Below are 18,665 nucleotides of genomic sequence, written 5' to 3'. Positions count from 1 at the left end.
GTCGAAGAGATGGGTCAGAAAGTACATCCCATTGGCATTCGCCTGGGAATCGTCAAGGAGCACACCTCCGTCTGGTACGCAGACGGTCGGACTTATGCGGACTATTTGTTCGCTGATCTGAAGGTGCGTGAGTATCTCCAAGACAAACTAAAAAGCGCGTCCGTAAGCCGTATCGATATCCATCGTCCGGCCCAAACTGCACGTATCACCATCCACACCGCTCGTCCAGGTATCGTTATCGGGAAGAAGGGTGAAGATGTTGAGAAACTGCGTCAGGACCTGACCAAGCAAATGGGTGTGCCTGTGCACATCAATATCGAAGAGATCCGCAAGCCGGAGCTCGACGGTATGCTGGTTGCGCAGAGCGTAGCTCAGCAGCTGGAGCGTCGCGTAATGTTCCGTCGCGCTATGAAGCGCGCTGTACAGAACGCCATGCGCATTGGTGCCAAAGGCATCAAAATCCAAGTGAGCGGTCGTCTCGGCGGTGCTGAAATCGCACGTACTGAATGGTATCGCGAAGGTCGTGTGCCACTGCACACCCTGCGTGCCGACATCGACTATGCCAACTACGAAGCTCACACCACTTACGGTGTGATCGGTGTAAAGGTTTGGATCTTCAAAGGCGAAGTAATTGGTGGTCGCCAAGAAGAACTGAAACCACAAGCACCAGCGCCTCGTAAAAAAGCTGCTAAGTAAGGGGTACGCCAAATGTTGCAACCTAAGCGTACGAAGTTCCGCAAGCAGATGACAGGCCACAACCGTGGTCTGGCTCAGCGCGGTAGCAAAGTCAGCTTCGGCGAGTTCGCGCTGAAGTCTGTAGCTCGTGGTCGTCTCACCGCTCGTCAGATCGAGTCAGCGCGTCGTGCTCTGACCCGTCACGTAAAACGTGGCGGCAAGATCTGGATCCGTGTATTCCCGGACAAGCCGATCTCCAAAAAGCCTCTCGAGGTTCGGATGGGTAAAGGTAAGGGTAACGTGGAATACTGGGTAGCCCAGATTCAGCCAGGCAAAGTCCTGTATGAAATCGAGGGTGTTTCTGAAGAGCTGGCGCGTGAGGCTTTCGCCCTGGCTGCTGCAAAGCTGCCGCTCGCCACCTCCTTTGTTAAACGGACGGTGATGTGATGAAAGCGAATGAACTTCGTGAAAAATCCGCACAGCAGCTGAACGAGCAACTGCTCGGCCTGCTGCGCGACCAGTTCAATCTGCGCATGCAGAAAGCAACTGGCCAGTTGGGGCAGTCTCATCTGCTCTCGCAAGTTAAGCGTGACATCGCTCGCGTGAAGACTGTGCTCAACCAGCAGGCAGGTAAGTGATCATGGCTGAAGCCGAAAAGACTGTCCGTACGCTGACTGGCCGTGTTGTCAGCGACAAGATGGACAAAACCATCACCGTTCTGATCGAGCGTCGCGTTAAGCACCCGATCTACGGTAAATATGTTAAGCGTTCGACTAAGCTGCACGCGCACGACGAAACCAATCAGTGCCACATCGGCGACAAAGTCACTATTCGTGAAACTCGTCCGCTGGCCAAGACCAAGTCTTGGGCACTGGTTGATGTTCTCGAACGCGCTGTGGAAGTCTAAGGACTAGGGGTCGGAGAAATTATATGATTCAGACTCAATCCATGCTCGATGTGGCCGATAACAGCGGCGCTCGCCGTGTTATGTGCATCAAGGTGCTGGGTGGCTCCCATCGTCGTTACGCTGGTATCGGTGACATCATCAAGGTTACCGTCAAGGAAGCAATTCCTCGCGGTAAAGTGAAAAAAGGCCAAGTGATGACTGCTGTTGTAGTCCGCACTCGTCACGGCGTACGTCGTGCTGATGGCTCCATTATCCGCTTTGATGGCAACGCTGCTGTTCTTCTGAACAACAAGCAAGAGCCGATCGGCACCCGTATCTTTGGGCCAGTGACCCGTGAACTTCGTACTGAGAAGTTCATGAAGATCGTCTCGCTCGCCCCAGAAGTGCTGTAAGGAGATCCGACATGCAAAAGATTCGTCGTGACGACGAGATCATCGTGATCGCCGGCAAAGACAAAGGTAAGCGCGGTAAGGTGCTGAAGGTTCTCGCTGACGACCGTCTGGTCGTTGGTGGTTTGAACCTGGTCAAGCGTCATACCAAGCCTAACCCGATGTCGGGCGTACAGGGCGGTATCGTCGAGAAAGAAGCGCCACTGCACGCTTCTAACGTCGCCATCTTCAACGGCGAAACCAACAAGGCTGACCGCGTTGGTTTCAAAGTAGAAGACGGTAAGAAAATTCGTGTCTTCAAGTCGACCCAAAAAGCGGTTGATGCTTGAACACTGCTAGGTAGATAAGACCATGGCACGACTACAAGAGATTTACCGGAAGGAAATCGCCCCCAAGCTTAAGGAAGAACTTAAGCTCGGGAACGTGATGGAAGTTCCGCGCGTCACCAAAATCACCCTGAACATGGGTCTGGGCGAAGCGATCGGCGACAAAAAAGTCATCGAGCACGCTGTTGCTGACCTGGAAAAGATCACCGGCCAGAAAGTCGTTGTGACCTACGCTCGGAAATCCATCGCTGGCTTTAAAGTCCGTGAAGGTTGGCCGATCGGCGTCAAAGTGACCCTGCGCCGTGAGCGTATGTACGAATTCCTGGATCGTCTGCTGTCGATCTCCCTGCCTCGGGTTCGCGACTTCCGCGGCCTGAATGCCAAGTCCTTCGATGGTCGTGGCAACTACAGCATGGGCGTGAAAGAGCAGATCATCTTCCCGGAAATCGACTACGACAAGATCGATGCTCTCCGCGGTCTGGACATCACCCTGACCACCACTGCCAAGAACGATGATGAAGGTCGCGCCCTGTTGCGTGCTTTCAAATTCCCGTTCCGCAACTGATTGGAGTAGGACCATGGCCAAGATGAGCATGAAAAACCGCGAGCTGAAGCGTCAGCTCACGGTTGCCAAGTACGCCAAGAAGCGTGCAGCACTGAAAGCAATCATCGTTGATCTGAACGCAAGTCCAGAAGCACGTTGGGAAGCGACAGTTGCCCTGCAGAAGCAGCCACGTGACGCAAGCGCTTCGCGCATGCGTAACCGCTGCCGCCTGACCGGTCGTCCACACGGCGTTTACCGCAAGTTCGGCCTCGGCCGTAACAAACTGCGTGAAGCGGCAATGCGTGGTGACGTACCAGGTCTGGTTAAAGCCAGCTGGTAAGTACTTTCAGAGTCCGGGTGGTTGGCGTCGCAAGATAGCGACCACCGGTGACCTTGAATCTGGAACAAGCCCCTTTTGGGGCTTGTTTCATTTCCGGAGTGTGTCTAGAATACCCGGCTCGCCTGAGCCCGTGTTTTCTATGCCCGGAGATTTTCGGCGACATATGTAGCCGCAAGGCTAATTTTTTTGTATTAGGAGCGTCTAGCCCATGAGTATGCAGGACCCGTTAGCGGACATGCTAACTCGTATCCGTAATGCCCAGATGGCTGAAAAGTCCGTCGTAAGCATGCCATCTTCCAAGTTGAAGGTAGCTGTTGCCAAAGTCCTGAAAGACGAAGGCTACATTGCGGGTTATCAGATCAGCAGCGATGTAAAAGCACTGCTGTCCATCGAGCTGAAGTACTTCGAAGGCCGTTCGGTCATCGAGGAAGTGAAGCGCGTTAGCCGTCCAGGCCTGCGTCAGTACAAGTCCGCTGAAGATCTGCCGAAAGTTCGTGGCGGTCTGGGCGTGTCTATCGTCTCCACCAACAAAGGTGTGATGACGGATCGTGCTGCGCGCGCTGCCGGTGTCGGCGGCGAAGTTCTTTGCACTGTGTTCTAAGGGGGGATAAGCATGTCTCGCGTCGCTAAGAACCCCGTTAAGCTGCCAGCCGGTGTCGAAGTCAAATTCGCAGGCCAACAGCTTTCGGTGAAGGGTGCCAAGGGTACTCTTGAACTGAACATCCATTCGTCCGTTGAGATCGTTGAAGAAGCTGGTGAGCTGCGTTTCGCTGCTCGCAATGGCGATCAACAAACTCGCGCAATGGCCGGTACCACGCGTGCGTTGGTAAACAACATGGTCCAAGGCGTAAGCCAAGGCTTCGAGCGCAAGCTCCAGCTGGTCGGTGTTGGTTACAAGGCGCAAGCAAAAGGCACGGTTTTGAACCTGGCCCTTGGCTTCTCGCACCCTGTGGATTACGAACTGCCAGCGGGCATCACTGCTGAGACCCCTAGCCAGACCGATATCCTGATCAAGGGCATCGACAAGCAGCTGGTAGGTCAAGTGGCCGCTGAGATCCGCGACTTCCGTCCACCAGAGCCGTACAAAGGCAAAGGTGTGCGCTACGCGGACGAAGTCGTCCGTCGTAAAGAAGCCAAGAAGAAGTAGGGCATAGCAAATGACCGACAAAAAAGTTACTCGACTGCGTCGCGCTCGCAAAGCACGCCTGAAAATGCACGAACTCGAAGTCGTGCGTCTCTGCGTGTTCCGCTCGTCGCAGCACATCTACGCCCAGGTCATCTCGGCCGACGGCAACAAAGTCCTGGCAAGCGCCTCGACTTTGGATAAAGAACTGCGTGATGGTGCCACCGGCAACATCGACGCGGCCACAAAGGTTGGCCAGCTGGTCGCTACGCGTGCTAAGGCCGCTGGCGTCTCGCAAGTGGCTTTCGACCGCTCTGGCTTCAAGTACCACGGTCGCGTGAAAGCGCTGGCTGATGCTGCTCGTGAAGCTGGGCTGGAGTTCTAAGTTATGTCAAATAACGACCAAAAGCGCGACGAAGGCTACATTGAGAAGCTGGTTCAAGTTAACCGCGTAGCCAAAACCGTTAAAGGCGGCCGTATCTTCACTTTCACCGCGTTGACCGTGGTGGGTGATGGTAAAGGGCGTGTTGGCTTCGGCCGTGGCAAGTCGCGTGAAGTGCCTGCTGCGATCCAGAAGGCAATGGAAGCTGCTCGTCGCAACATGATCCAAGTTGATCTGAACGGCACCACTCTGCAGTACGCAATGAAGTCCGCTCACGGCGCTTCGAAGGTGTACATGCAGCCTGCTTCTGAAGGTACCGGTATCATCGCTGGCGGCGCTATGCGTGCTGTCCTCGAAGTAGCTGGCGTTCAGAACGTTCTGGCCAAGTGCTACGGTTCGACTAACCCGGTAAACGTGGTTCACGCCACTTTCAAAGGTTTGAAAGCCATGCAATCTCCTGAGTCCATCGCTGCCAAGCGTGGCCTGACTGTCAAGGAGATCTTCTGATCATGGCTACCGTTAAAGTAACGCTGATCAAAAGCATGACCGGCCGCATCCCTAACCACAAACTGTGTGTTAAAGGTCTGGGTCTGCGTCGCATCGGTCACACTGTAGAAGTCCAGGATACTCCCGAGAATCGCGGGATGATCAACAAGGCTTACTACATGCTGCGTGTAGAGGGTTAATCGATGAAACTCAATGATCTGAGTCCAGCGCCGGGTTCCCGTCGCGAAAAGCATCGTCCGGGCCGTGGTATCGGTAGCGGTTTGGGTAAGACTGGTGGCCGTGGTCACAAAGGTCAAACCTCCCGTTCCGGTGGCACCATTGCTCCAGGCTTTGAAGGCGGTCAACAGCCGCTGCATCGTCGCCTGCCTAAGTTCGGTTTCGTATCCCTGAAAGCCATGGATCGCGCAGAAGTGCGTCTGTCCGAGCTGGCCAAAGTGGAAGGCGACATCGTTACTCTGCAGACCCTGAAAGATGCCAACGTGATCAACGTCAACGTACAGCGTGTGAAAATCATGCTGTCCGGTGAAGTGACTCGCGCTGTCACTATCGGCAAGGGAATCGGCGCCACCAAAGGTGCGCGTTCGGCTATCGAAGCAGCTGGCGGCAAGTTCGAGGAATAAATGGCTAAGCAAGGTGCTCTCTCAGCGCTCGGCAAAGGCGGTATGTCTGAACTTTGGGCTCGTCTGCGTTTTCTGTTCCTGGCGATTATCGTCTACCGAATAGGCGCACACATCCCGGTTCCAGGTATCAACCCGGACCGACTCGCAGACCTGTTTCGACAGAATGAGGGGACCATTCTTAGCTTGTTCAACATGTTTTCCGGCGGCGCGCTGGAGCGGATGAGCATTTTTGCACTGGGGATCATGCCGTACATTTCGGCATCGATCATCATGCAACTGATGACCGCCGTCAGCCCGCAGCTGGAGCAGTTGAAGAAGGAAGGTGAAGCTGGCCGTCGCAAGATTAGCCAGTACACCCGCTACGGCACTGTCGTCCTCGCCCTGGTTCAAGCTATCGGCATGTCCGTTGGTCTGGCCGGGCAGGGCGTTGCGTTCACTGGTGACTTTGGCTTCTATTTCGTCGCGGTATCCACATTTGTGGCTGGTGCGATGTTCATGATGTGGCTGGGTGAGCAGATTACTGAGCGTGGTGTTGGCAACGGTATCTCGATGTTGATTTTCGCAGGTATCGTCGCCGGTCTTCCGAGAGCAATCGGGCAGTCTTTCGAGTCTGCACGTCAGGGCGATATCAATATCTTTGCCCTGGTTGCCATCGGTTTGCTGGCAGTAGCGATTATCGGTTTTGTGGTGTTCATTGAGCGTGGTCAGCGTCGTATTGCTGTTCACTACGCCAAGCGTCAGCAGGGCCGCAAGGTTTTTGCTGCGCAGACCAGCCACTTGCCGCTGAAAGTGAATATGGCCGGTGTTATTCCGGCAATTTTCGCGAGCAGCATTTTGCTGTTTCCGGCTTCGTTGGGTACCTGGTTTGGTCAGTCTGAAAATATGGGCTGGCTGCAGGACCTCTCTCAGTCGATCGCTCCTGGTCAGCCGTTGAATATTCTGCTGTTTAGTGCAGGGATTATTTTCTTCTGCTTCTTCTATACGGCGTTGATGTTCAATCCGAAAGACGTAGCGGAAAACCTGAAGAAGTCCGGTGCCTTTATTCCGGGCATCCGTCCAGGTGAGCAGTCTGCACGCTACATTGATGGCGTTTTGACTCGTTTGACCCTGTTCGGTGCTCTATATATGACGGCCGTGTGCCTGTTGCCCCAGTTCCTGGTGGTTGCAGCAAACGTTCCGTTCTACCTTGGCGGGACCTCGTTGCTGATCGTGGTCGTGGTTGTGATGGACTTCATGTCCCAAGTACAATCGCACCTCGTTTCGCACCAGTACGAATCCCTGATGAAGAAAGCCAACCTGAAGGGTTACGGCAGCGGCATGTTGCGCTGAGTACCCATAAGGTTCGAGGAGTTGGTGATGAAAGTTCGTGCATCGGTGAAAAAGCTGTGCCGTAACTGCAAGATTATTCGCCGCGAAGGTGTTGTTCGAGTAATTTGCAGCGCGGAACCGCGTCACAAACAGCGCCAAGGCTGAGTGTGATCCGCTTGAAGCCCGGCAGCTAGTGCGCTGCCGGGTTGATTATTTGTTATTACAGCGATATTATCTCGCGCCCTATTTCTTGGCTTCCGGGGCGTAGGTAGCTGTCAATTGGAGTCCCACTGAATGGCCCGTATTGCAGGCGTTAACATTCCAGATAACAAGCACACTGTTATCTCGCTGACCTACATCTATGGTGTTGGTCGCACTACTGCGCAGAAAATTTGCGCAGTTGCTGGGGTAAACCCAGCCGCTAAGATCAAGGATCTGAGCGACGAGCAGATTGAACAGCTGCGTGGCGAAGTGGCGAAGTTCACCACTGAAGGTGACCTGCGTCGCGAAATCAACATGAAAATCAAGCGTTTGATGGACCTCGGTTGCTATCGCGGTCTGCGTCATCGTCGTGGTCTTCCAGTACGCGGTCAGCGTACCAAGACTAACGCGCGTACCCGTAAAGGTCCGCGTAAGCCGATCCGCAAGTAATCGCCCCAGCGAATCGACAGGAAAATTATCATGGCAAAACCTGCTGCTCGTCCTCGTAAAAAAGTTAAAAAGACAGTGGTTGATGGCATCGCCCACATCCATGCTTCTTTTAACAACACCATCGTGACCATCACCGACCGTCAAGGTAACGCGCTGTCTTGGGCTACCTCTGGTGGTTCGGGTTTCCGCGGTTCCCGCAAGTCCACCCCGTTTGCTGCTCAAGTAGCTGCTGAACGTGCTGGTCAAGCTGCGCTGGAATACGGCCTGAAAAACCTCGACGTTAACGTCAAGGGTCCAGGTCCAGGTCGTGAGTCTGCTGTCCGTGCTTTGAACGGCTGTGGCTATAAGATCGCCAGCATCACCGACGTGACGCCAATCCCGCACAACGGGTGCCGTCCGCCGAAGAAGCGCCGCGTGTAATCCAGGAGATTGTAAAGAATGGCTCGTTACATTGGTCCAAAATGCAAACTCGCTCGTCGCGAAGGCACCGATCTCTTCCTGAAGAGCGGCGTGCGCGCGATCGAATCGAAGTGCAACATTGAAGCAGCACCTGGTATCCACGGCCAACGCCGCGGTCGCCAGTCCGACTACGGCACCCAACTGCGTGAAAAGCAGAAGGTCCGTCGTATCTACGGCGTTCTCGAGCGTCAGTTCAGCGGCTACTACAAAGAAGCTGCTGGCAAGAAAGGTGCAACCGGTGAAAACCTGCTGCAACTGCTCGAATGCCGTCTGGACAACGTTGTATACCGTATGGGCTTTGGTTCGACTCGTGCCGAATCCCGTCAGCTGGTATCGCACAAGTCGATCAGCGTTAACGGTCAAACCGTAAACGTTCCGTCCTACCAGGTTCGTGCTGGTGACGTGGTCGCAGTTCGCGAGAAAGCTAAAAACCAACTTCGCATTGTCCAAGCTCTCGATCTGTGTGCCCAACGTGGCCGCGTAGAATGGGTAGAAGTAGACACTGAGAAGAAGTCGGGCGTTTTCAAGAACGTTCCTGCTCGCAGTGATCTGTCCGCCGACATCAACGAAAGCCTGATTGTCGAGCTCTACTCCAAGTAAGGGCTAGAAAATAGGTGCATCCATGCAGATTTCGGTAAATGAGTTCCTGACACCCCGTCACATTGATGTGCAGGTTGTCAGTCCAACCCGCGCTAAGATCACTCTCGAGCCTCTCGAGCGTGGTTTTGGCCACACCCTGGGCAACGCGCTGCGCCGCATCCTGTTGTCCTCAATGCCCGGCTGTGCAGTAGTCGAGGCCGAGATTGACGGTGTGCTCCACGAGTACAGCGCCATCGAAGGTGTACAGGAAGACGTAATTGAAATCCTGTTGAACCTTAAAGGTCTGGCTATCAAGCTGCACGGCCGTGACGAAGTTACGCTGACCTTGTCGAAGAAGGGTTCGGGGGTGGTTACCGCTGCCGATATTCAGCTGGATCATGATGTCGAGATCGTTAACCCCGATCACGTAATCGCTAACCTGGCGTCTAACGGCGCCCTGAACATGAAGCTCACCGTAGCTCGTGGTCGTGGTTATGAACCGGCCGACTCGCGTCAGAGCGATGAAGACGAAAGCCGCAGCATTGGTCGCTTGCAGCTCGACTCTTCGTTCAGCCCGGTTCGCCGTATCGCATACGTGGTGGAAAACGCCCGTGTCGAACAGCGTACTAACCTGGACAAGCTGGTTATTGATCTGGAAACCAACGGTACTCTGGATCCTGAAGAGGCTATCCGCCGCGCTGCAACCATTCTGCAACAGCAGTTGGCTGCGTTCGTCGACCTCAAGGGTGACAGCGAACCAGTGGTAATCGAGCAGGAAGACGAGATCGATCCGATCCTGCTTCGCCCGGTTGACGATCTGGAACTGACTGTACGTTCGGCTAACTGCCTTAAGGCGGAAAACATTTACTACATCGGCGACCTGATTCAGCGTACCGAAGTAGAACTGTTGAAGACTCCGAACCTGGGCAAGAAATCCTTGACTGAAATCAAGGACGTTCTGGCCTCCCGCGGTCTGTCCCTCGGCATGCGCCTCGACAACTGGCCGCCTGCAAGTCTTAAGAAGGACGACAAGGCGACTGCCTGATCGTCGTAATCACCGAACGTGAGTTTGGTAAGGAATGAACCATGCGTCATCGTAAAAGTGGTCGTCACCTGAGCCGTACCAGCTCGCACCGCAAGGCCATGTTCCAAAACATGGCGGTGTCGCTGTTCGAGCACGAGCTGATCAAAACTACACTGCCGAAAGCTAAAGAACTGCGTCGCGTTGCTGAGCCGCTGATTACTTTGGCCAAGACAGACAGCCTGGCTAACCGCCGTCTGGCTTTCGACCGTACTCGTTCGAAAGCTATCGTTGGTAAGCTCTTCAACGACCTGGGCAAGCGTTACGCTACCCGTGAGGGTGGCTACCTGCGCATCCTCAAGTGCGGTTTCCGCGCTGGCGACAACGCGCCTATGGCGTACGTCGAGTTGGTTGATCGTGCTACTGCCGGCGAAGCTGTAAGCGCCGAGTAAGACGACAAGCTGTAACGAAGAACCGGGCCTAGTGCCCGGTTTTTTGTGCGCGTAAAAAAGTCGACTATTCTTCTCAAGTCACTGCCGTTTCTCCTACTAAAAACCAAAGCTATTTGCCCGGCGGTTATTAGTTATTTTCTATCAAAGTCCATGATTTAATGAATTTGATGGTGTCATCTTGATGGTCAATACTCCCTCCAAGCCGATTAGCCGGCAGTTCCATGACTGACCTGAGGAAGATTGAGCATGAGCCAGAAAACCCTTACTACTGCCAGTGGCGCCCCAGTCGCTGACAACCAGAACTCCCGCTCTGCTGGCCCGCGTGGCCCTTTGTTGCTCGACGATTTCCATCTGATCGAGAAACTCGCGCATTTCAACCGGGAAAACATTCCTGAACGCCGTGTGCACGCCAAAGGCTCGGGTGCCTACGGTACGTTTACGGTTACTAAAGACATCACCCAGTACACGCGCGCGAAGTTGTTCGAGTCAGTGGGTAAGCAGACACCAACATTCCTGCGCTTCTCTACAGTAGGCGGTGAGCGGGGCTCGGCGGATACCGCGCGCGACCCGCGTGGCTTTGCCTTGAAGTTTTATACAGAAGAAGGTAACTGGGACATCGTTGGCAACAATACGCCGGTGTTCTTCATCCGCGATCCGCTCAAATTTCCGGATTTCATCCACACGCAAAAACGCTTGCCGCAGAGCAACCTTGGCAGCAACCAGGCCAAGTGGGACTTCTGGTCGCATTCACCCGAATCGCTGCATCAGGTCACGATTCTGTTTTCGGATCGCGGCATTCCCGATGGATACCGTCATATGCACGGCTTCGGCAGCCACACCTACAGTCTGATCAATGCCAAAGGCGAGCGTCACTGGGTGAAGTGGCACTACAAAACCAAGCAAGGTATCAAGAATCTGGCCCCCGCCGAGGCTGCACGTCTGGCCGGTACCGATCCTGATTATGCTCAACGTGATCTGTTTGGCGCGATTGAGCGCGGCGACTTTCCCAAGTGGAGCGTCAATATTCAGATAATGACCGAAGCCCAGGCGGCGGCTCATTACGAGAACCCTTTCGACGTGACTAAAACCTGGTCGCAGAAAGAGTTTCCGTTGATCGAGGTGGGTGAGCTGGAGCTCAACCGTAATCCGCTGAACTACTTTGCTGAAGTGGAGCAGGCCGCCTTTGGTCCAAGCAACATGGTTCCGGGGGTCGGCCTTTCCCCAGACCGGATGCTGCAAGGTCGCGTGTTTGCCTATGCCGATGCGCACCGGTACCGCGTGGGTACCAATCACCAACAACTGCCGGTGAATGCGCCGCGTAGCCCGGTGAACAGCTATCAGCGTGACGGCTCCATGGCGTTTGGCAGCAATGGCGGCGCGTCGCCGAACTACGAGCCAAACAGCTACGCTGATGCGCCAAAGCAGGCGCCTCAATACGCAGAGCCACCTCTGACGCTGAGCGGTGCGGCTGACCGTTACGATCACCGTGAAGACACGGACTACTACAGCCATGCAGGTGCGCTGTTCCGTTTGATGGATGATGCTCAAAAAGCATTGCTGGTCAGCAATATCGCCGGCGCAATGGAGGGTGTCACCAGTGCAGTGGTCCAGGTCCAGTTGCAACATTTCTACAAGGCAGACCCTGCTTATGGAGAAGCAATCGCAAAGGCGCTGGGCGTAACGCTTAGCTGACTCTAAACGAGAAGCAGAACCGCCCTCAATTGGGCGGTTTTTGCGTTAAATCAGCTACTTTTCTGCGGAAATCTTCACTTTTCTGCCGTTGGTCCCGTGACCTCCACGTCATCATGGTTCAAACTACAGACTTTCAAGCAGGGAGATGTAGGGCGATGCAAGGTCACCCCGACGTAATCGATTACCTCAACACGTTGCTGACGGGCGAACTGGCTGCTCGTGACCAATATTTCATCCATTCGCGCATGTACGAAGACTGGGGCTTCACAGAGCTCTACGAACGTATCAACCATGAGATGGAAGAAGAGGCACAGCACGCTGACGCGCTGATGCGCCGTATTCTGATGCTGGAAGGCACACCGCGCATGCGTCCGGATGACCTGGACGTGGGTACCACGGTACCTGACATGCTCGCTGCAGACCTGCGCCTGGAGTACAAGGTGCGTGCTGCGCTCTGCAAGGGCATTGAGCTCTGCGAGCAGCACAATGACTATGTCACTCGGGAAATCCTGCGTGTTCAGTTGAACGATACCGAAGAAGATCACACCTATTGGCTGGAAAAGCAGTTAGGTCTGATCAAGCTGGTCGGCCTGGAGAATTACCTGCAATCGCAGTTCTGATTTCCAGGTTACAAAAAAGCCCCTGTCACTGCAGAGTGACAGGGGCTTTTTATTGGGCCTCTGAACGTCAGGCCCGATCGCGCGCCAACAACGGCTTAAGATAATAGCCGGTGTGGGATTGTGGCATTTCAGAGACCTGTTCCGGCGTACCCACCGCAATGATCTGACCACCTTTGGAACCGCCTTCCGGGCCCAAGTCCACCAGCCAGTCTGCGGTCTTGATCACATCCAGGTTGTGCTCGATCACTACCACGGTATTGCCGTGATCGCGCAGGCGGTGCAATACATCAAGCAACTGCTGAATATCCGCAAAATGCAGGCCGGTGGTCGGCTCGTCGAGGATATACAGGGTCTTGCCGGTATCGCGCTTGGATAACTCACGCGACAGCTTCACCCGCTGGGCCTCGCCGCCGGACAAGGTGGTAGCCGACTGCCCCAGCTTGATATAAGACAAGCCCACATCCATCAGCGTCTGCAGTTTGCGCGCCAGTGCTGGAACCGCATCGAAAAACTCCCGGGCTTCCTCGATGGTCATTTCCAGCGTTTCGTGGATGCTCTTGCCCTTGTACTTGATCTCCAGGGTTTCGCGGTTATAGCGCTTGCTCTTGCACACGTCGCACGGCACGTAGATGTCCGGCAGGAAGTGCATTTCCACCTTGATCAAACCGTCGCCCTGGCAAGCTTCGCAGCGCCCGCCCTTGACGTTGAACGAGAACCGGCCCGGCCCATAACCCCGTGAGCGGGATTCGGGTACACCAGCGAACAGCTCGCGAATTGGCGTAAACAACCCGGTGTAAGTCGCCGGGTTGGAGCGCGGCGTGCGGCCAATCGGGCTCTGGTCGATATCGACCACCTTGTCGAGGTGTTCAAGGCCCTTGATGCTGTCATGTGCCGCCGCTTCCAGGGTGGTCGCACCGTTCAATGCGGTCGCACTCAAGGGGAACAGCGTGTTGTTGATCAGCGTCGATTTGCCCGAACCCGAAACCCCCGTCACACAGGTCAGCAACCCAATCGGAATTTCCAGATCGACGTTGCGCAAATTGTTGCCACGCGCGCCCTTGAGGTGCAGCGCCAACTTCTTGTTACGCGGTGTGCGTTTGGCCGGGACTTCAATTTTCACGCGGCCGGACAAGTACTTGCCAGTCAGCGAATCCGGATGCGCCATGACTTGCGCGGGCGTGCCCTCGGCCACAATATGCCCACCGTGTACGCCGGCACCCGGGCCGATATCGACGACGTAGTCCGCCAAGCGGATCGCGTCTTCGTCGTGCTCGACCACAATCACGGTGTTGCCGATATCGCGCAGGTGTTTCAACGTACCCAGCAGCCGGTCGTTATCCCGCTGGTGCAAGCCAATCGACGGTTCATCAAGGATGTACAAGACGCCCACGAGGCCGGCGCCAATCTGGCTGGCCAGGCGAATACGCTGGGCCTCGCCGCCGGACAGGGTGTCGGCACTGCGATCCAGCGACAGGTAATCCAGGCCAACGTTGACCAGGAACTGCAACCGCTCACGAATTTCCTTGAGGATCTTGTCGGCAATCTCGCCACGACGCCCCGTCAGCTTGAGCACCCCAAAGTACTCACAGGCATCGCCAATCGGCAGGCTGGTCACCGCCGGTAATGTCTTCTCGCCCACCCAGACATGTCGCGCTTCACGGCGCAGGCGGGTGCCGCGGCAATCAGGACATGGCTGGGTGCTCAGGAACTTCGCCAGTTCTTCGCGCACGCTGGCCGATTCGGTTTCGCGGTAGCGGCGTTCAAGGTTCGGCACAATGCCTTCGAACGGGTGCGAGCGTTTGACGATGTCGCCCCGGTCGTTCAGGTATTTGAAGTCGACGTTCTGGGACCCGCTGCCATGCAGGATGATTTTCTGCTGTTCGGCCGGCAGCTGGTTGAACGGTACTTCCAGGCTGAATTTATAGTGGGACGCCAGCGACCCGAGCATCTGGAAGTAATAAACGTTGCGCCTGTCCCAGCCGCGTATCGCCCCCTCCGCCAGGGTCAGGTCGCCATTGACCAGGCGCTTGATGTCGAAGAACTGCTTAACGCCCAGGCCATCACACGTCGGGCAGGCGCCGGCCGGGTTGTTGAAGGAGAACAGCTTGGGTTCCAGTTCGCTGATGGCATGGCCGCAGATCGGGCAGGCGAAGCGCGCGGAGAAGATAATTTCTTCGCCAGGTTCGTCGTCCATGGGTGCGACAAGCGCAATGCCGTCCGCCAGCTTCAGAGCTGTTTCAAAGGATTCCGCCAGACGCTGTTGCAGGTCGGCCCGCACCTTGAAGCGGTCAACCACCACATCGATCGAATGCTTCTTTTGCTTGTCGAGCTTCGGCGCTTCATCCAGCTCGTACAGCTTGCCGTTGATGCGTGCACGCACAAAACCTTGCGCGCGCAGCTCTTCGAAAACAGAAAGGTGTTCACCCTTGCGCTCACGAATCACCGGTGCCAGCAGCATCAGCTTGGCGCCTTCCGGCTGGGCCAGCACCAGGTCGACCATCTGGCTGACGGTCTGGGCTTCCAGCGGAATGTCGTGGTCCGGGCAGCGCGGAATACCCACACGGGCATACAGCAGGCGCAGATAATCGTAGATTTCGGTGATGGTGCCCACGGTCGAGCGTGGGTTGTGGGAGGTCGATTTCTGTTCGATGGAGATGGCCGGCGACAGGCCTTCAATGGTGTCGACGTCGGGCTTTTCCATCATCGACAGGAACTGGCGGGCATAGGCCGACAGCGATTCCACATAGCGACGCTGGCCTTCGGCATACAGCGTGTCGAATGCCAGGGACGATTTGCCGGACCCCGACAAACCGGTGATGACGATCAGTTTGTCCCGGGGCAGGGTCAGGTCGATGTTCTTCAGGTTGTGGGTTCTAGCCCCACGAATCAGGATCTTGTCCAAGATGGCCTCGCACGGCGGGCGTAAATAATGCTGGAGTATACGGCTAAAGACTGGATGAATATACACTGTCAAATGGCCGCTTGCAGCCTTAGATGAAAGCTGCGCGGCAAAGCGCCGCATATACCCTCTCAATCGATGGGACTGGTAGAATCGCCGCCGGTTCACACGAGGTTTTTCCATGCACGATCCCCACAGCGAACGCATGAGTAGCGGCGAGACCCGCGCGGCAAGCGGTCTGGCCCTGGTGTTCGCCTTCCGTATGCTGGGCATGTTTATGGTGTTGCCGGTGCTGGCGACCTATGGAATGGATCTCGCAGGCGCAACCCCCGCATTGATCGGCCTGGCCATTGGCGCCTATGGCCTGACCCAGGCACTTTTCCAGATTCCGTTCGGGATCGTTTCCGACCGCATTGGCCGCCGCCCGGTGATCTACCTCGGGCTGATCGTTTTCGCCCTCGGCAGCGTGCTGGCGGCTCAGTCCGACTCGATCTGGGGCGTGATCGCCGGGCGCGTCCTGCAAGGCGCCGGTGCAATTTCCGCTGCCGTCATGGCGTTGCTCTCGGACCTCACTCGCGAACAACATCGCACCAAAGCCATGGCCATGATCGGCATGACCATCGGCCTGTCGTTCGCCGTGGCCATGGTGGTCGGGCCCTTGCTGACCCGTGCGTTCGGGTTGCACGGCCTGTTCCTGGCTACCGGCGGCATGGCGCTGTTCGGCATCGTGATCGTCGCCTTCATGGTGCCGCGCTCCACCGGCACCTTGCAGCACCGCGAGTCCGGCGTCGCGCGCAAGGCGTTGCTACCGACGCTCAAGCACCCGGACCTGCTGCGCCTGGATTTGGGTATCTTCGTATTACACGCAATGCTGATGTGCAGCTTCGTCGCCTTGCCCCTGGCGCTGGTCCAAAAGGCCGGTTTGCCCAAGGAACAGCACTGGTGGGTCTATCTCACTGCGCTGCTGGTTTCGTTCTTCGCCATGATCCCGTTCATCATCTACGGCGAGAAGAAACGCAAAATGAAACGAGTTTTGCTGGGCGCCGTCGCGACATTGATGCTCACTGAACTATTCTTCTGGCAGTTCGGCGACAGCCTGCGGGCGCTGGTGATCGGCACGGTGGTGTTCTTCACCGCGTTCAACCTGCTGGAGGCTTCGCTGCCTTCGCTGATCAGTAAGGTTTCACCGGCCGGCGGCAAGGGCACGGCGATGGGGGTCTACTCCACCAGCCAGTTCCTTGGTTCTGCCTTGGGCGGCATCATGGGCGGCTGGATGTTCCAGCATGGCGGTTTGTCGGTTGTGTTCCTCGGATGCGCCGGGCTGGCTGCACTTTGGTTAGCCTTTGCTGTTACCATGCGCGAACCTCCGTATGTGACGAGCCTGCGCCTGCCGTTATCGCCTGAAGCGATCCGCGAAGCTGGTTTGGTCGAGCGCCTGAAGGCCGTCGTTGGAGTAACGGATGCAGTAGTGATCGCAGAAGAAGCTGCGATTTACATCAAATTGGACACCGAATTATTGGATCGCGCGACGCTCGAGCAACTGGTCAACCCGGTGCCGACAGCGCGCCCAGCCTAGGAGAACGTTATGGCCCGTGGGGTTAACAAAGTCATATTGGTCGGTACTTGCGGCCAGGATCCCGAAGTTCGCTACTTGCCTAACGGTAATGCCGTGACCAACCTGAGTCTGGCGACCAGCGAACAGTGGACCGACAAGCAAACCGGCCAGAAGGTCGAGAAAACCGAATGGCACCGCGTGTCGATGTTCGGCAAGGTGGCAGAGATCGCCGGTGAATACCTGCGCAAAGGTTCGCAGGTTTACATCGAAGGCAAACTGCAAACCCGCGAGTGGGAAAAAGACGGCATCAAGCGTTACACCACCGAAATCGTGGTCGACATGCAAGGCACCATGCAACTGCTCGGCGGCCGTCCACAACAGGGCGACCAACAAGGCGGTGGCAACAACTACCAGCAATCCGCCCCGGCCCCACGCCAGCAGGCTCCACGCCCGCAGCAGTCGGCACCGCAGCAGTCGCGCCAGGCGCCAGCACCCCAGCAGGCCGCTCCACAGCCGGCTCCGGATTTCGACAGCTTTGATGACGATATCCCGTTCTAAGGTCTGAAGACCCGAAACGCGCCAACCCCCGACAGCGAAAGCATCGGGGGTTTTTTATTGCCCATGATCAAGCCTCACTCGCCGCAGCCTTCACCACCATCTCCTTGAACCGGCTCAACACCGCCGAGCCGTCCCCCGCCCGCGTCGCCAGATGCAGTGGCGCCACCAGGCTGCGGCACTCCGTTAGTTCCCGATATACGATGCCGTCGCCACGCAAGCGCTGCATGGACGCCGGTACGATGGACACGCCCAGGCCTGCGGCCACCAGGCTTAATGTTGCGGTCATGCGCGGCGCTTCCTGCACCACTTGCGGGCTGAAACCCGCTTCCCGGCAGGCCACCAGAATGGCGTCGTACAGTCCCAGCCCCACGCGGCGGCGGTACAGCACGAAGGATTCGCCGGCCAATGCGGCAAGGGGCAGGGCGCTTGAGTCGCGGGCCAGCGGATGATCCGTCGGCAGTGCCAGCAACATCGGCTCTACCAGAATGGGCTCATCCTGCAGCGACGGGGCTGCGCTGAGCGGCGAACGGATAAACGCCGCGTCGAGTTTTTCGTGCACCAGTGCATCCAGCAATTCGCCGGTGCCGGCTTCCTCCAGGACCACCGAGACGCCAACAAAGGTCTCGCGAAACAAGCGCAGCACGCTCGGCACAAATGGGTGCAGCGCGGCGGAGCTGGTGAAGCCGATCGCCAGCCGCCCGCGTTCACCCCGTGCCGCACGGCGGACGACGTCGGCCACGCCGTCAACCTGGGCGAGAATGCCGCGCGCCTCGTCCAGCAAGGCGAGCCCCGCGGTGGTGGGGCGCACGCCACGGGGCAGGCGCTCCATCAGCACCACACCCAGCTCGGCTTCAAGGCTTTGCAGCAGGCGCGTCAACGGCGGCTGTTGCATCCCCAGGCGCTCGGCTGCGCGGGTGATGTAACCTTCCTCGGCGATGGCCACGAAGGCTTTAAGCTGGCGAAGCTCCAACATAGGGATACTTTTCAGGTATGGGAGGGCTTCAATCCTGGCATTTGTTCTCATGGCTCACAAGATTTAGGCTGTGGCCAACCTCAAA

At 56.6% G+C, this 18,665-nt stretch carries 27 protein-coding genes; 25 read left to right on the top strand and 2 right to left on the bottom strand.

Going from position 1 to position 18,665, the window contains the following annotated elements; all coding sequences use genetic code 11:
• The first annotated feature begins 9 nt into the window (after positions 1–9).
• From rpsC to bfr, 23 genes are all read left to right on the top strand, one after another.
• Positions 10–696: a 30S ribosomal protein S3 gene (rpsC, locus tag ATI14_RS03640; protein ID WP_003176422.1), complete on the top strand. Its 687-nt coding sequence runs from the start codon at positions 10–12 to the stop codon at positions 694–696.
• Positions 697–708: 12 nt separating this feature from the next.
• On the top strand, positions 709–1,122 hold the full coding sequence (gene rplP / locus ATI14_RS03635) for a 50S ribosomal protein L16 (RefSeq protein WP_003176421.1): 414 nt from the start codon (positions 709–711) through the stop codon (positions 1,120–1,122).
• Complete coding sequence (rpmC, locus tag ATI14_RS03630) at positions 1,122–1,313, top strand: 50S ribosomal protein L29 (protein WP_002555481.1); 192 nt, start codon at positions 1,122–1,124, stop codon at positions 1,311–1,313. The genes rplP and rpmC overlap by 1 nt, the downstream gene beginning before the upstream one ends.
• A gap of 2 nt (positions 1,314–1,315) precedes the next feature.
• Entirely contained in the window at positions 1,316–1,582 is a 267-nt protein-coding gene (rpsQ, locus tag ATI14_RS03625) for a 30S ribosomal protein S17 (RefSeq protein WP_003176419.1), read from the top strand.
• A 23-nt stretch (positions 1,583–1,605) separates the two neighbouring features.
• The gene (rplN, locus tag ATI14_RS03620; protein ID WP_002555479.1) at positions 1,606–1,974 is read left to right on the top strand and encodes a 50S ribosomal protein L14; all 369 of its coding nucleotides are present in this window, start codon (positions 1,606–1,608) and stop codon (positions 1,972–1,974) included.
• A gap of 11 nt (positions 1,975–1,985) precedes the next feature.
• The gene (rplX, locus tag ATI14_RS03615; protein WP_007896770.1) at positions 1,986–2,300 is read left to right on the top strand and encodes a 50S ribosomal protein L24; all 315 of its coding nucleotides are present in this window, start codon (positions 1,986–1,988) and stop codon (positions 2,298–2,300) included.
• A gap of 22 nt (positions 2,301–2,322) precedes the next feature.
• The gene (rplE, locus tag ATI14_RS03610; protein ID WP_003194642.1) at positions 2,323–2,862 is read left to right on the top strand and encodes a 50S ribosomal protein L5; all 540 of its coding nucleotides are present in this window, start codon (positions 2,323–2,325) and stop codon (positions 2,860–2,862) included.
• A gap of 13 nt (positions 2,863–2,875) precedes the next feature.
• Positions 2,876–3,181, top strand: coding sequence for a 30S ribosomal protein S14 (gene rpsN, locus ATI14_RS03605; RefSeq protein WP_003176414.1), 306 nt, complete (start codon positions 2,876–2,878; stop codon positions 3,179–3,181).
• A 208-nt stretch (positions 3,182–3,389) separates the two neighbouring features.
• Positions 3,390–3,782, top strand: coding sequence for a 30S ribosomal protein S8 (gene rpsH, locus ATI14_RS03600; RefSeq protein ID WP_010206883.1), 393 nt, complete (start codon positions 3,390–3,392; stop codon positions 3,780–3,782).
• 12 nt (positions 3,783–3,794) lie between these two features.
• Positions 3,795–4,328, top strand: a complete 534-nt coding sequence (rplF, locus tag ATI14_RS03595; protein ID WP_003194640.1) for a 50S ribosomal protein L6 — start codon at positions 3,795–3,797, stop codon at positions 4,326–4,328.
• Between the two features lie 10 nt (positions 4,329–4,338).
• Entirely contained in the window at positions 4,339–4,689 is a 351-nt protein-coding gene (gene rplR, locus ATI14_RS03590; RefSeq protein ID WP_003186037.1) for a 50S ribosomal protein L18, read from the top strand.
• A gap of 3 nt (positions 4,690–4,692) precedes the next feature.
• Positions 4,693–5,193, top strand: coding sequence for a 30S ribosomal protein S5 (rpsE, locus tag ATI14_RS03585; protein ID WP_003176409.1), 501 nt, complete (start codon positions 4,693–4,695; stop codon positions 5,191–5,193).
• A 2-nt stretch (positions 5,194–5,195) separates the two neighbouring features.
• The gene (gene rpmD / locus ATI14_RS03580; protein ID WP_003176408.1) at positions 5,196–5,372 is read left to right on the top strand and encodes a 50S ribosomal protein L30; all 177 of its coding nucleotides are present in this window, start codon (positions 5,196–5,198) and stop codon (positions 5,370–5,372) included.
• 3 nt (positions 5,373–5,375) lie between these two features.
• Complete coding sequence (rplO, locus tag ATI14_RS03575) at positions 5,376–5,813, top strand: 50S ribosomal protein L15 (protein WP_016969471.1); 438 nt, start codon at positions 5,376–5,378, stop codon at positions 5,811–5,813.
• Positions 5,814–7,142: a preprotein translocase subunit SecY gene (gene secY, locus ATI14_RS03570; RefSeq protein WP_016969470.1), complete on the top strand. Its 1,329-nt coding sequence runs from the start codon at positions 5,814–5,816 to the stop codon at positions 7,140–7,142.
• Positions 7,143–7,169: 27 nt separating this feature from the next.
• Positions 7,170–7,286 carry a 50S ribosomal protein L36 gene (gene rpmJ, locus ATI14_RS03565; protein WP_002555468.1) on the top strand — a complete coding sequence of 39 codons (117 nt, stop codon included), beginning with the start codon at positions 7,170–7,172 and terminating at the stop codon, positions 7,284–7,286.
• Positions 7,287–7,415: 129 nt separating this feature from the next.
• Entirely contained in the window at positions 7,416–7,772 is a 357-nt protein-coding gene (gene rpsM, locus ATI14_RS03560; RefSeq protein ID WP_003194635.1) for a 30S ribosomal protein S13, read from the top strand.
• A 30-nt stretch (positions 7,773–7,802) separates the two neighbouring features.
• Complete coding sequence (rpsK, locus tag ATI14_RS03555) at positions 7,803–8,192, top strand: 30S ribosomal protein S11 (RefSeq protein WP_002555466.1); 390 nt, start codon at positions 7,803–7,805, stop codon at positions 8,190–8,192.
• Positions 8,193–8,210: 18 nt separating this feature from the next.
• Positions 8,211–8,831, top strand: coding sequence for a 30S ribosomal protein S4 (gene rpsD / locus ATI14_RS03550; RefSeq protein WP_003176404.1), 621 nt, complete (start codon positions 8,211–8,213; stop codon positions 8,829–8,831).
• A 22-nt stretch (positions 8,832–8,853) separates the two neighbouring features.
• The gene (locus ATI14_RS03545; RefSeq protein ID WP_003176403.1) at positions 8,854–9,855 is read left to right on the top strand and encodes a DNA-directed RNA polymerase subunit alpha; all 1,002 of its coding nucleotides are present in this window, start codon (positions 8,854–8,856) and stop codon (positions 9,853–9,855) included.
• Between the two features lie 41 nt (positions 9,856–9,896).
• Positions 9,897–10,283, top strand: a complete 387-nt coding sequence (gene rplQ, locus ATI14_RS03540) for a 50S ribosomal protein L17 (RefSeq protein WP_003176402.1) — start codon at positions 9,897–9,899, stop codon at positions 10,281–10,283.
• A 246-nt stretch (positions 10,284–10,529) separates the two neighbouring features.
• On the top strand, positions 10,530–11,975 hold the full coding sequence (locus ATI14_RS03535; RefSeq protein WP_016969469.1) for a catalase: 1,446 nt from the start codon (positions 10,530–10,532) through the stop codon (positions 11,973–11,975).
• 155 nt (positions 11,976–12,130) lie between these two features.
• Complete coding sequence (gene bfr / locus ATI14_RS03530; protein ID WP_015886133.1) at positions 12,131–12,595, top strand: bacterioferritin; 465 nt, start codon at positions 12,131–12,133, stop codon at positions 12,593–12,595.
• Between the two features lie 67 nt (positions 12,596–12,662).
• Here bfr and uvrA read toward each other — a convergent pair whose 3' ends face one another.
• A complete protein-coding gene (uvrA, locus tag ATI14_RS03525; protein ID WP_016969468.1) occupies positions 12,663–15,497 on the bottom strand; it encodes an excinuclease ABC subunit UvrA in 2,835 nt (944 codons plus the stop codon).
• A 178-nt stretch (positions 15,498–15,675) separates the two neighbouring features.
• Here uvrA and ATI14_RS03520 point away from each other — a divergent pair, with 178 nt between their 5' ends.
• A complete protein-coding gene (locus ATI14_RS03520) occupies positions 15,676–17,070 on the top strand; it encodes an MFS transporter (RefSeq protein WP_016969467.1) in 1,395 nt (464 codons plus the stop codon).
• Positions 17,071–17,079: 9 nt separating this feature from the next.
• Positions 17,080–17,607, top strand: coding sequence for a single-stranded DNA-binding protein (locus ATI14_RS03515; RefSeq protein ID WP_016969466.1), 528 nt, complete (start codon positions 17,080–17,082; stop codon positions 17,605–17,607).
• Between the two features lie 67 nt (positions 17,608–17,674).
• Here ATI14_RS03515 and ATI14_RS03510 read toward each other — a convergent pair whose 3' ends face one another.
• Positions 17,675–18,580 (bottom strand): LysR family transcriptional regulator, encoded by a 906-nt coding sequence (locus ATI14_RS03510; RefSeq protein ID WP_016969465.1) that lies wholly within the window; start codon positions 18,578–18,580, stop codon positions 17,675–17,677.
• Between the last annotated feature and the right edge of the window lie 85 nt (positions 18,581–18,665).

This window comes from Pseudomonas tolaasii NCPPB 2192, assembly GCF_002813445.1.
Lineage (GTDB): Bacteria > Pseudomonadota > Gammaproteobacteria > Pseudomonadales > Pseudomonadaceae > Aquipseudomonas > Aquipseudomonas tolaasii.
This window is presented reverse-complemented; position numbering and strand designations above follow the sequence as displayed.

What these genes read in the sequence shown, in the direction of transcription:
- rpsC (WP_003176422.1), top strand. Translation starts at nt 10, where the DNA reads ATGGGTCAGAAAGTACATCCCATTGGCATTCGCCTGGGAATCGTCAAG.
- rplP (WP_003176421.1), top strand. Translation starts at nt 709, where the DNA reads ATGTTGCAACCTAAGCGTACGAAGTTCCGCAAGCAGATGACAGGCCAC.
- rpmC (WP_002555481.1), top strand. Translation starts at nt 1,122, where the DNA reads ATGAAAGCGAATGAACTTCGTGAAAAATCCGCACAGCAGCTGAACGAG.
- rpsQ (WP_003176419.1), top strand. Translation starts at nt 1,316, where the DNA reads ATGGCTGAAGCCGAAAAGACTGTCCGTACGCTGACTGGCCGTGTTGTC.
- rplN (WP_002555479.1), top strand. Translation starts at nt 1,606, where the DNA reads ATGATTCAGACTCAATCCATGCTCGATGTGGCCGATAACAGCGGCGCT.
- rplX (WP_007896770.1), top strand. Translation starts at nt 1,986, where the DNA reads ATGCAAAAGATTCGTCGTGACGACGAGATCATCGTGATCGCCGGCAAA.
- rplE (WP_003194642.1), top strand. Translation starts at nt 2,323, where the DNA reads ATGGCACGACTACAAGAGATTTACCGGAAGGAAATCGCCCCCAAGCTT.
- rpsN (WP_003176414.1), top strand. Translation starts at nt 2,876, where the DNA reads ATGGCCAAGATGAGCATGAAAAACCGCGAGCTGAAGCGTCAGCTCACG.
- rpsH (WP_010206883.1), top strand. Translation starts at nt 3,390, where the DNA reads ATGAGTATGCAGGACCCGTTAGCGGACATGCTAACTCGTATCCGTAAT.
- rplF (WP_003194640.1), top strand. Translation starts at nt 3,795, where the DNA reads ATGTCTCGCGTCGCTAAGAACCCCGTTAAGCTGCCAGCCGGTGTCGAA.
- rplR (WP_003186037.1), top strand. Translation starts at nt 4,339, where the DNA reads ATGACCGACAAAAAAGTTACTCGACTGCGTCGCGCTCGCAAAGCACGC.
- rpsE (WP_003176409.1), top strand. Translation starts at nt 4,693, where the DNA reads ATGTCAAATAACGACCAAAAGCGCGACGAAGGCTACATTGAGAAGCTG.
- rpmD (WP_003176408.1), top strand. Translation starts at nt 5,196, where the DNA reads ATGGCTACCGTTAAAGTAACGCTGATCAAAAGCATGACCGGCCGCATC.
- rplO (WP_016969471.1), top strand. Translation starts at nt 5,376, where the DNA reads ATGAAACTCAATGATCTGAGTCCAGCGCCGGGTTCCCGTCGCGAAAAG.
- secY (WP_016969470.1), top strand. Translation starts at nt 5,814, where the DNA reads ATGGCTAAGCAAGGTGCTCTCTCAGCGCTCGGCAAAGGCGGTATGTCT.
- rpmJ (WP_002555468.1), top strand. Translation starts at nt 7,170, where the DNA reads ATGAAAGTTCGTGCATCGGTGAAAAAGCTGTGCCGTAACTGCAAGATT.
- rpsM (WP_003194635.1), top strand. Translation starts at nt 7,416, where the DNA reads ATGGCCCGTATTGCAGGCGTTAACATTCCAGATAACAAGCACACTGTT.
- rpsK (WP_002555466.1), top strand. Translation starts at nt 7,803, where the DNA reads ATGGCAAAACCTGCTGCTCGTCCTCGTAAAAAAGTTAAAAAGACAGTG.
- rpsD (WP_003176404.1), top strand. Translation starts at nt 8,211, where the DNA reads ATGGCTCGTTACATTGGTCCAAAATGCAAACTCGCTCGTCGCGAAGGC.
- ATI14_RS03545 (WP_003176403.1), top strand. Translation starts at nt 8,854, where the DNA reads ATGCAGATTTCGGTAAATGAGTTCCTGACACCCCGTCACATTGATGTG.
- rplQ (WP_003176402.1), top strand. Translation starts at nt 9,897, where the DNA reads ATGCGTCATCGTAAAAGTGGTCGTCACCTGAGCCGTACCAGCTCGCAC.
- ATI14_RS03535 (WP_016969469.1), top strand. Translation starts at nt 10,530, where the DNA reads ATGAGCCAGAAAACCCTTACTACTGCCAGTGGCGCCCCAGTCGCTGAC.
- bfr (WP_015886133.1), top strand. Translation starts at nt 12,131, where the DNA reads ATGCAAGGTCACCCCGACGTAATCGATTACCTCAACACGTTGCTGACG.
- ATI14_RS03520 (WP_016969467.1), top strand. Translation starts at nt 15,676, where the DNA reads ATGCACGATCCCCACAGCGAACGCATGAGTAGCGGCGAGACCCGCGCG.
- ATI14_RS03515 (WP_016969466.1), top strand. Translation starts at nt 17,080, where the DNA reads ATGGCCCGTGGGGTTAACAAAGTCATATTGGTCGGTACTTGCGGCCAG.
- ATI14_RS03510 (WP_016969465.1), bottom strand. Translation starts at nt 18,580, where the DNA reads ATGTTGGAGCTTCGCCAGCTTAAAGCCTTCGTGGCCATCGCCGAGGAA.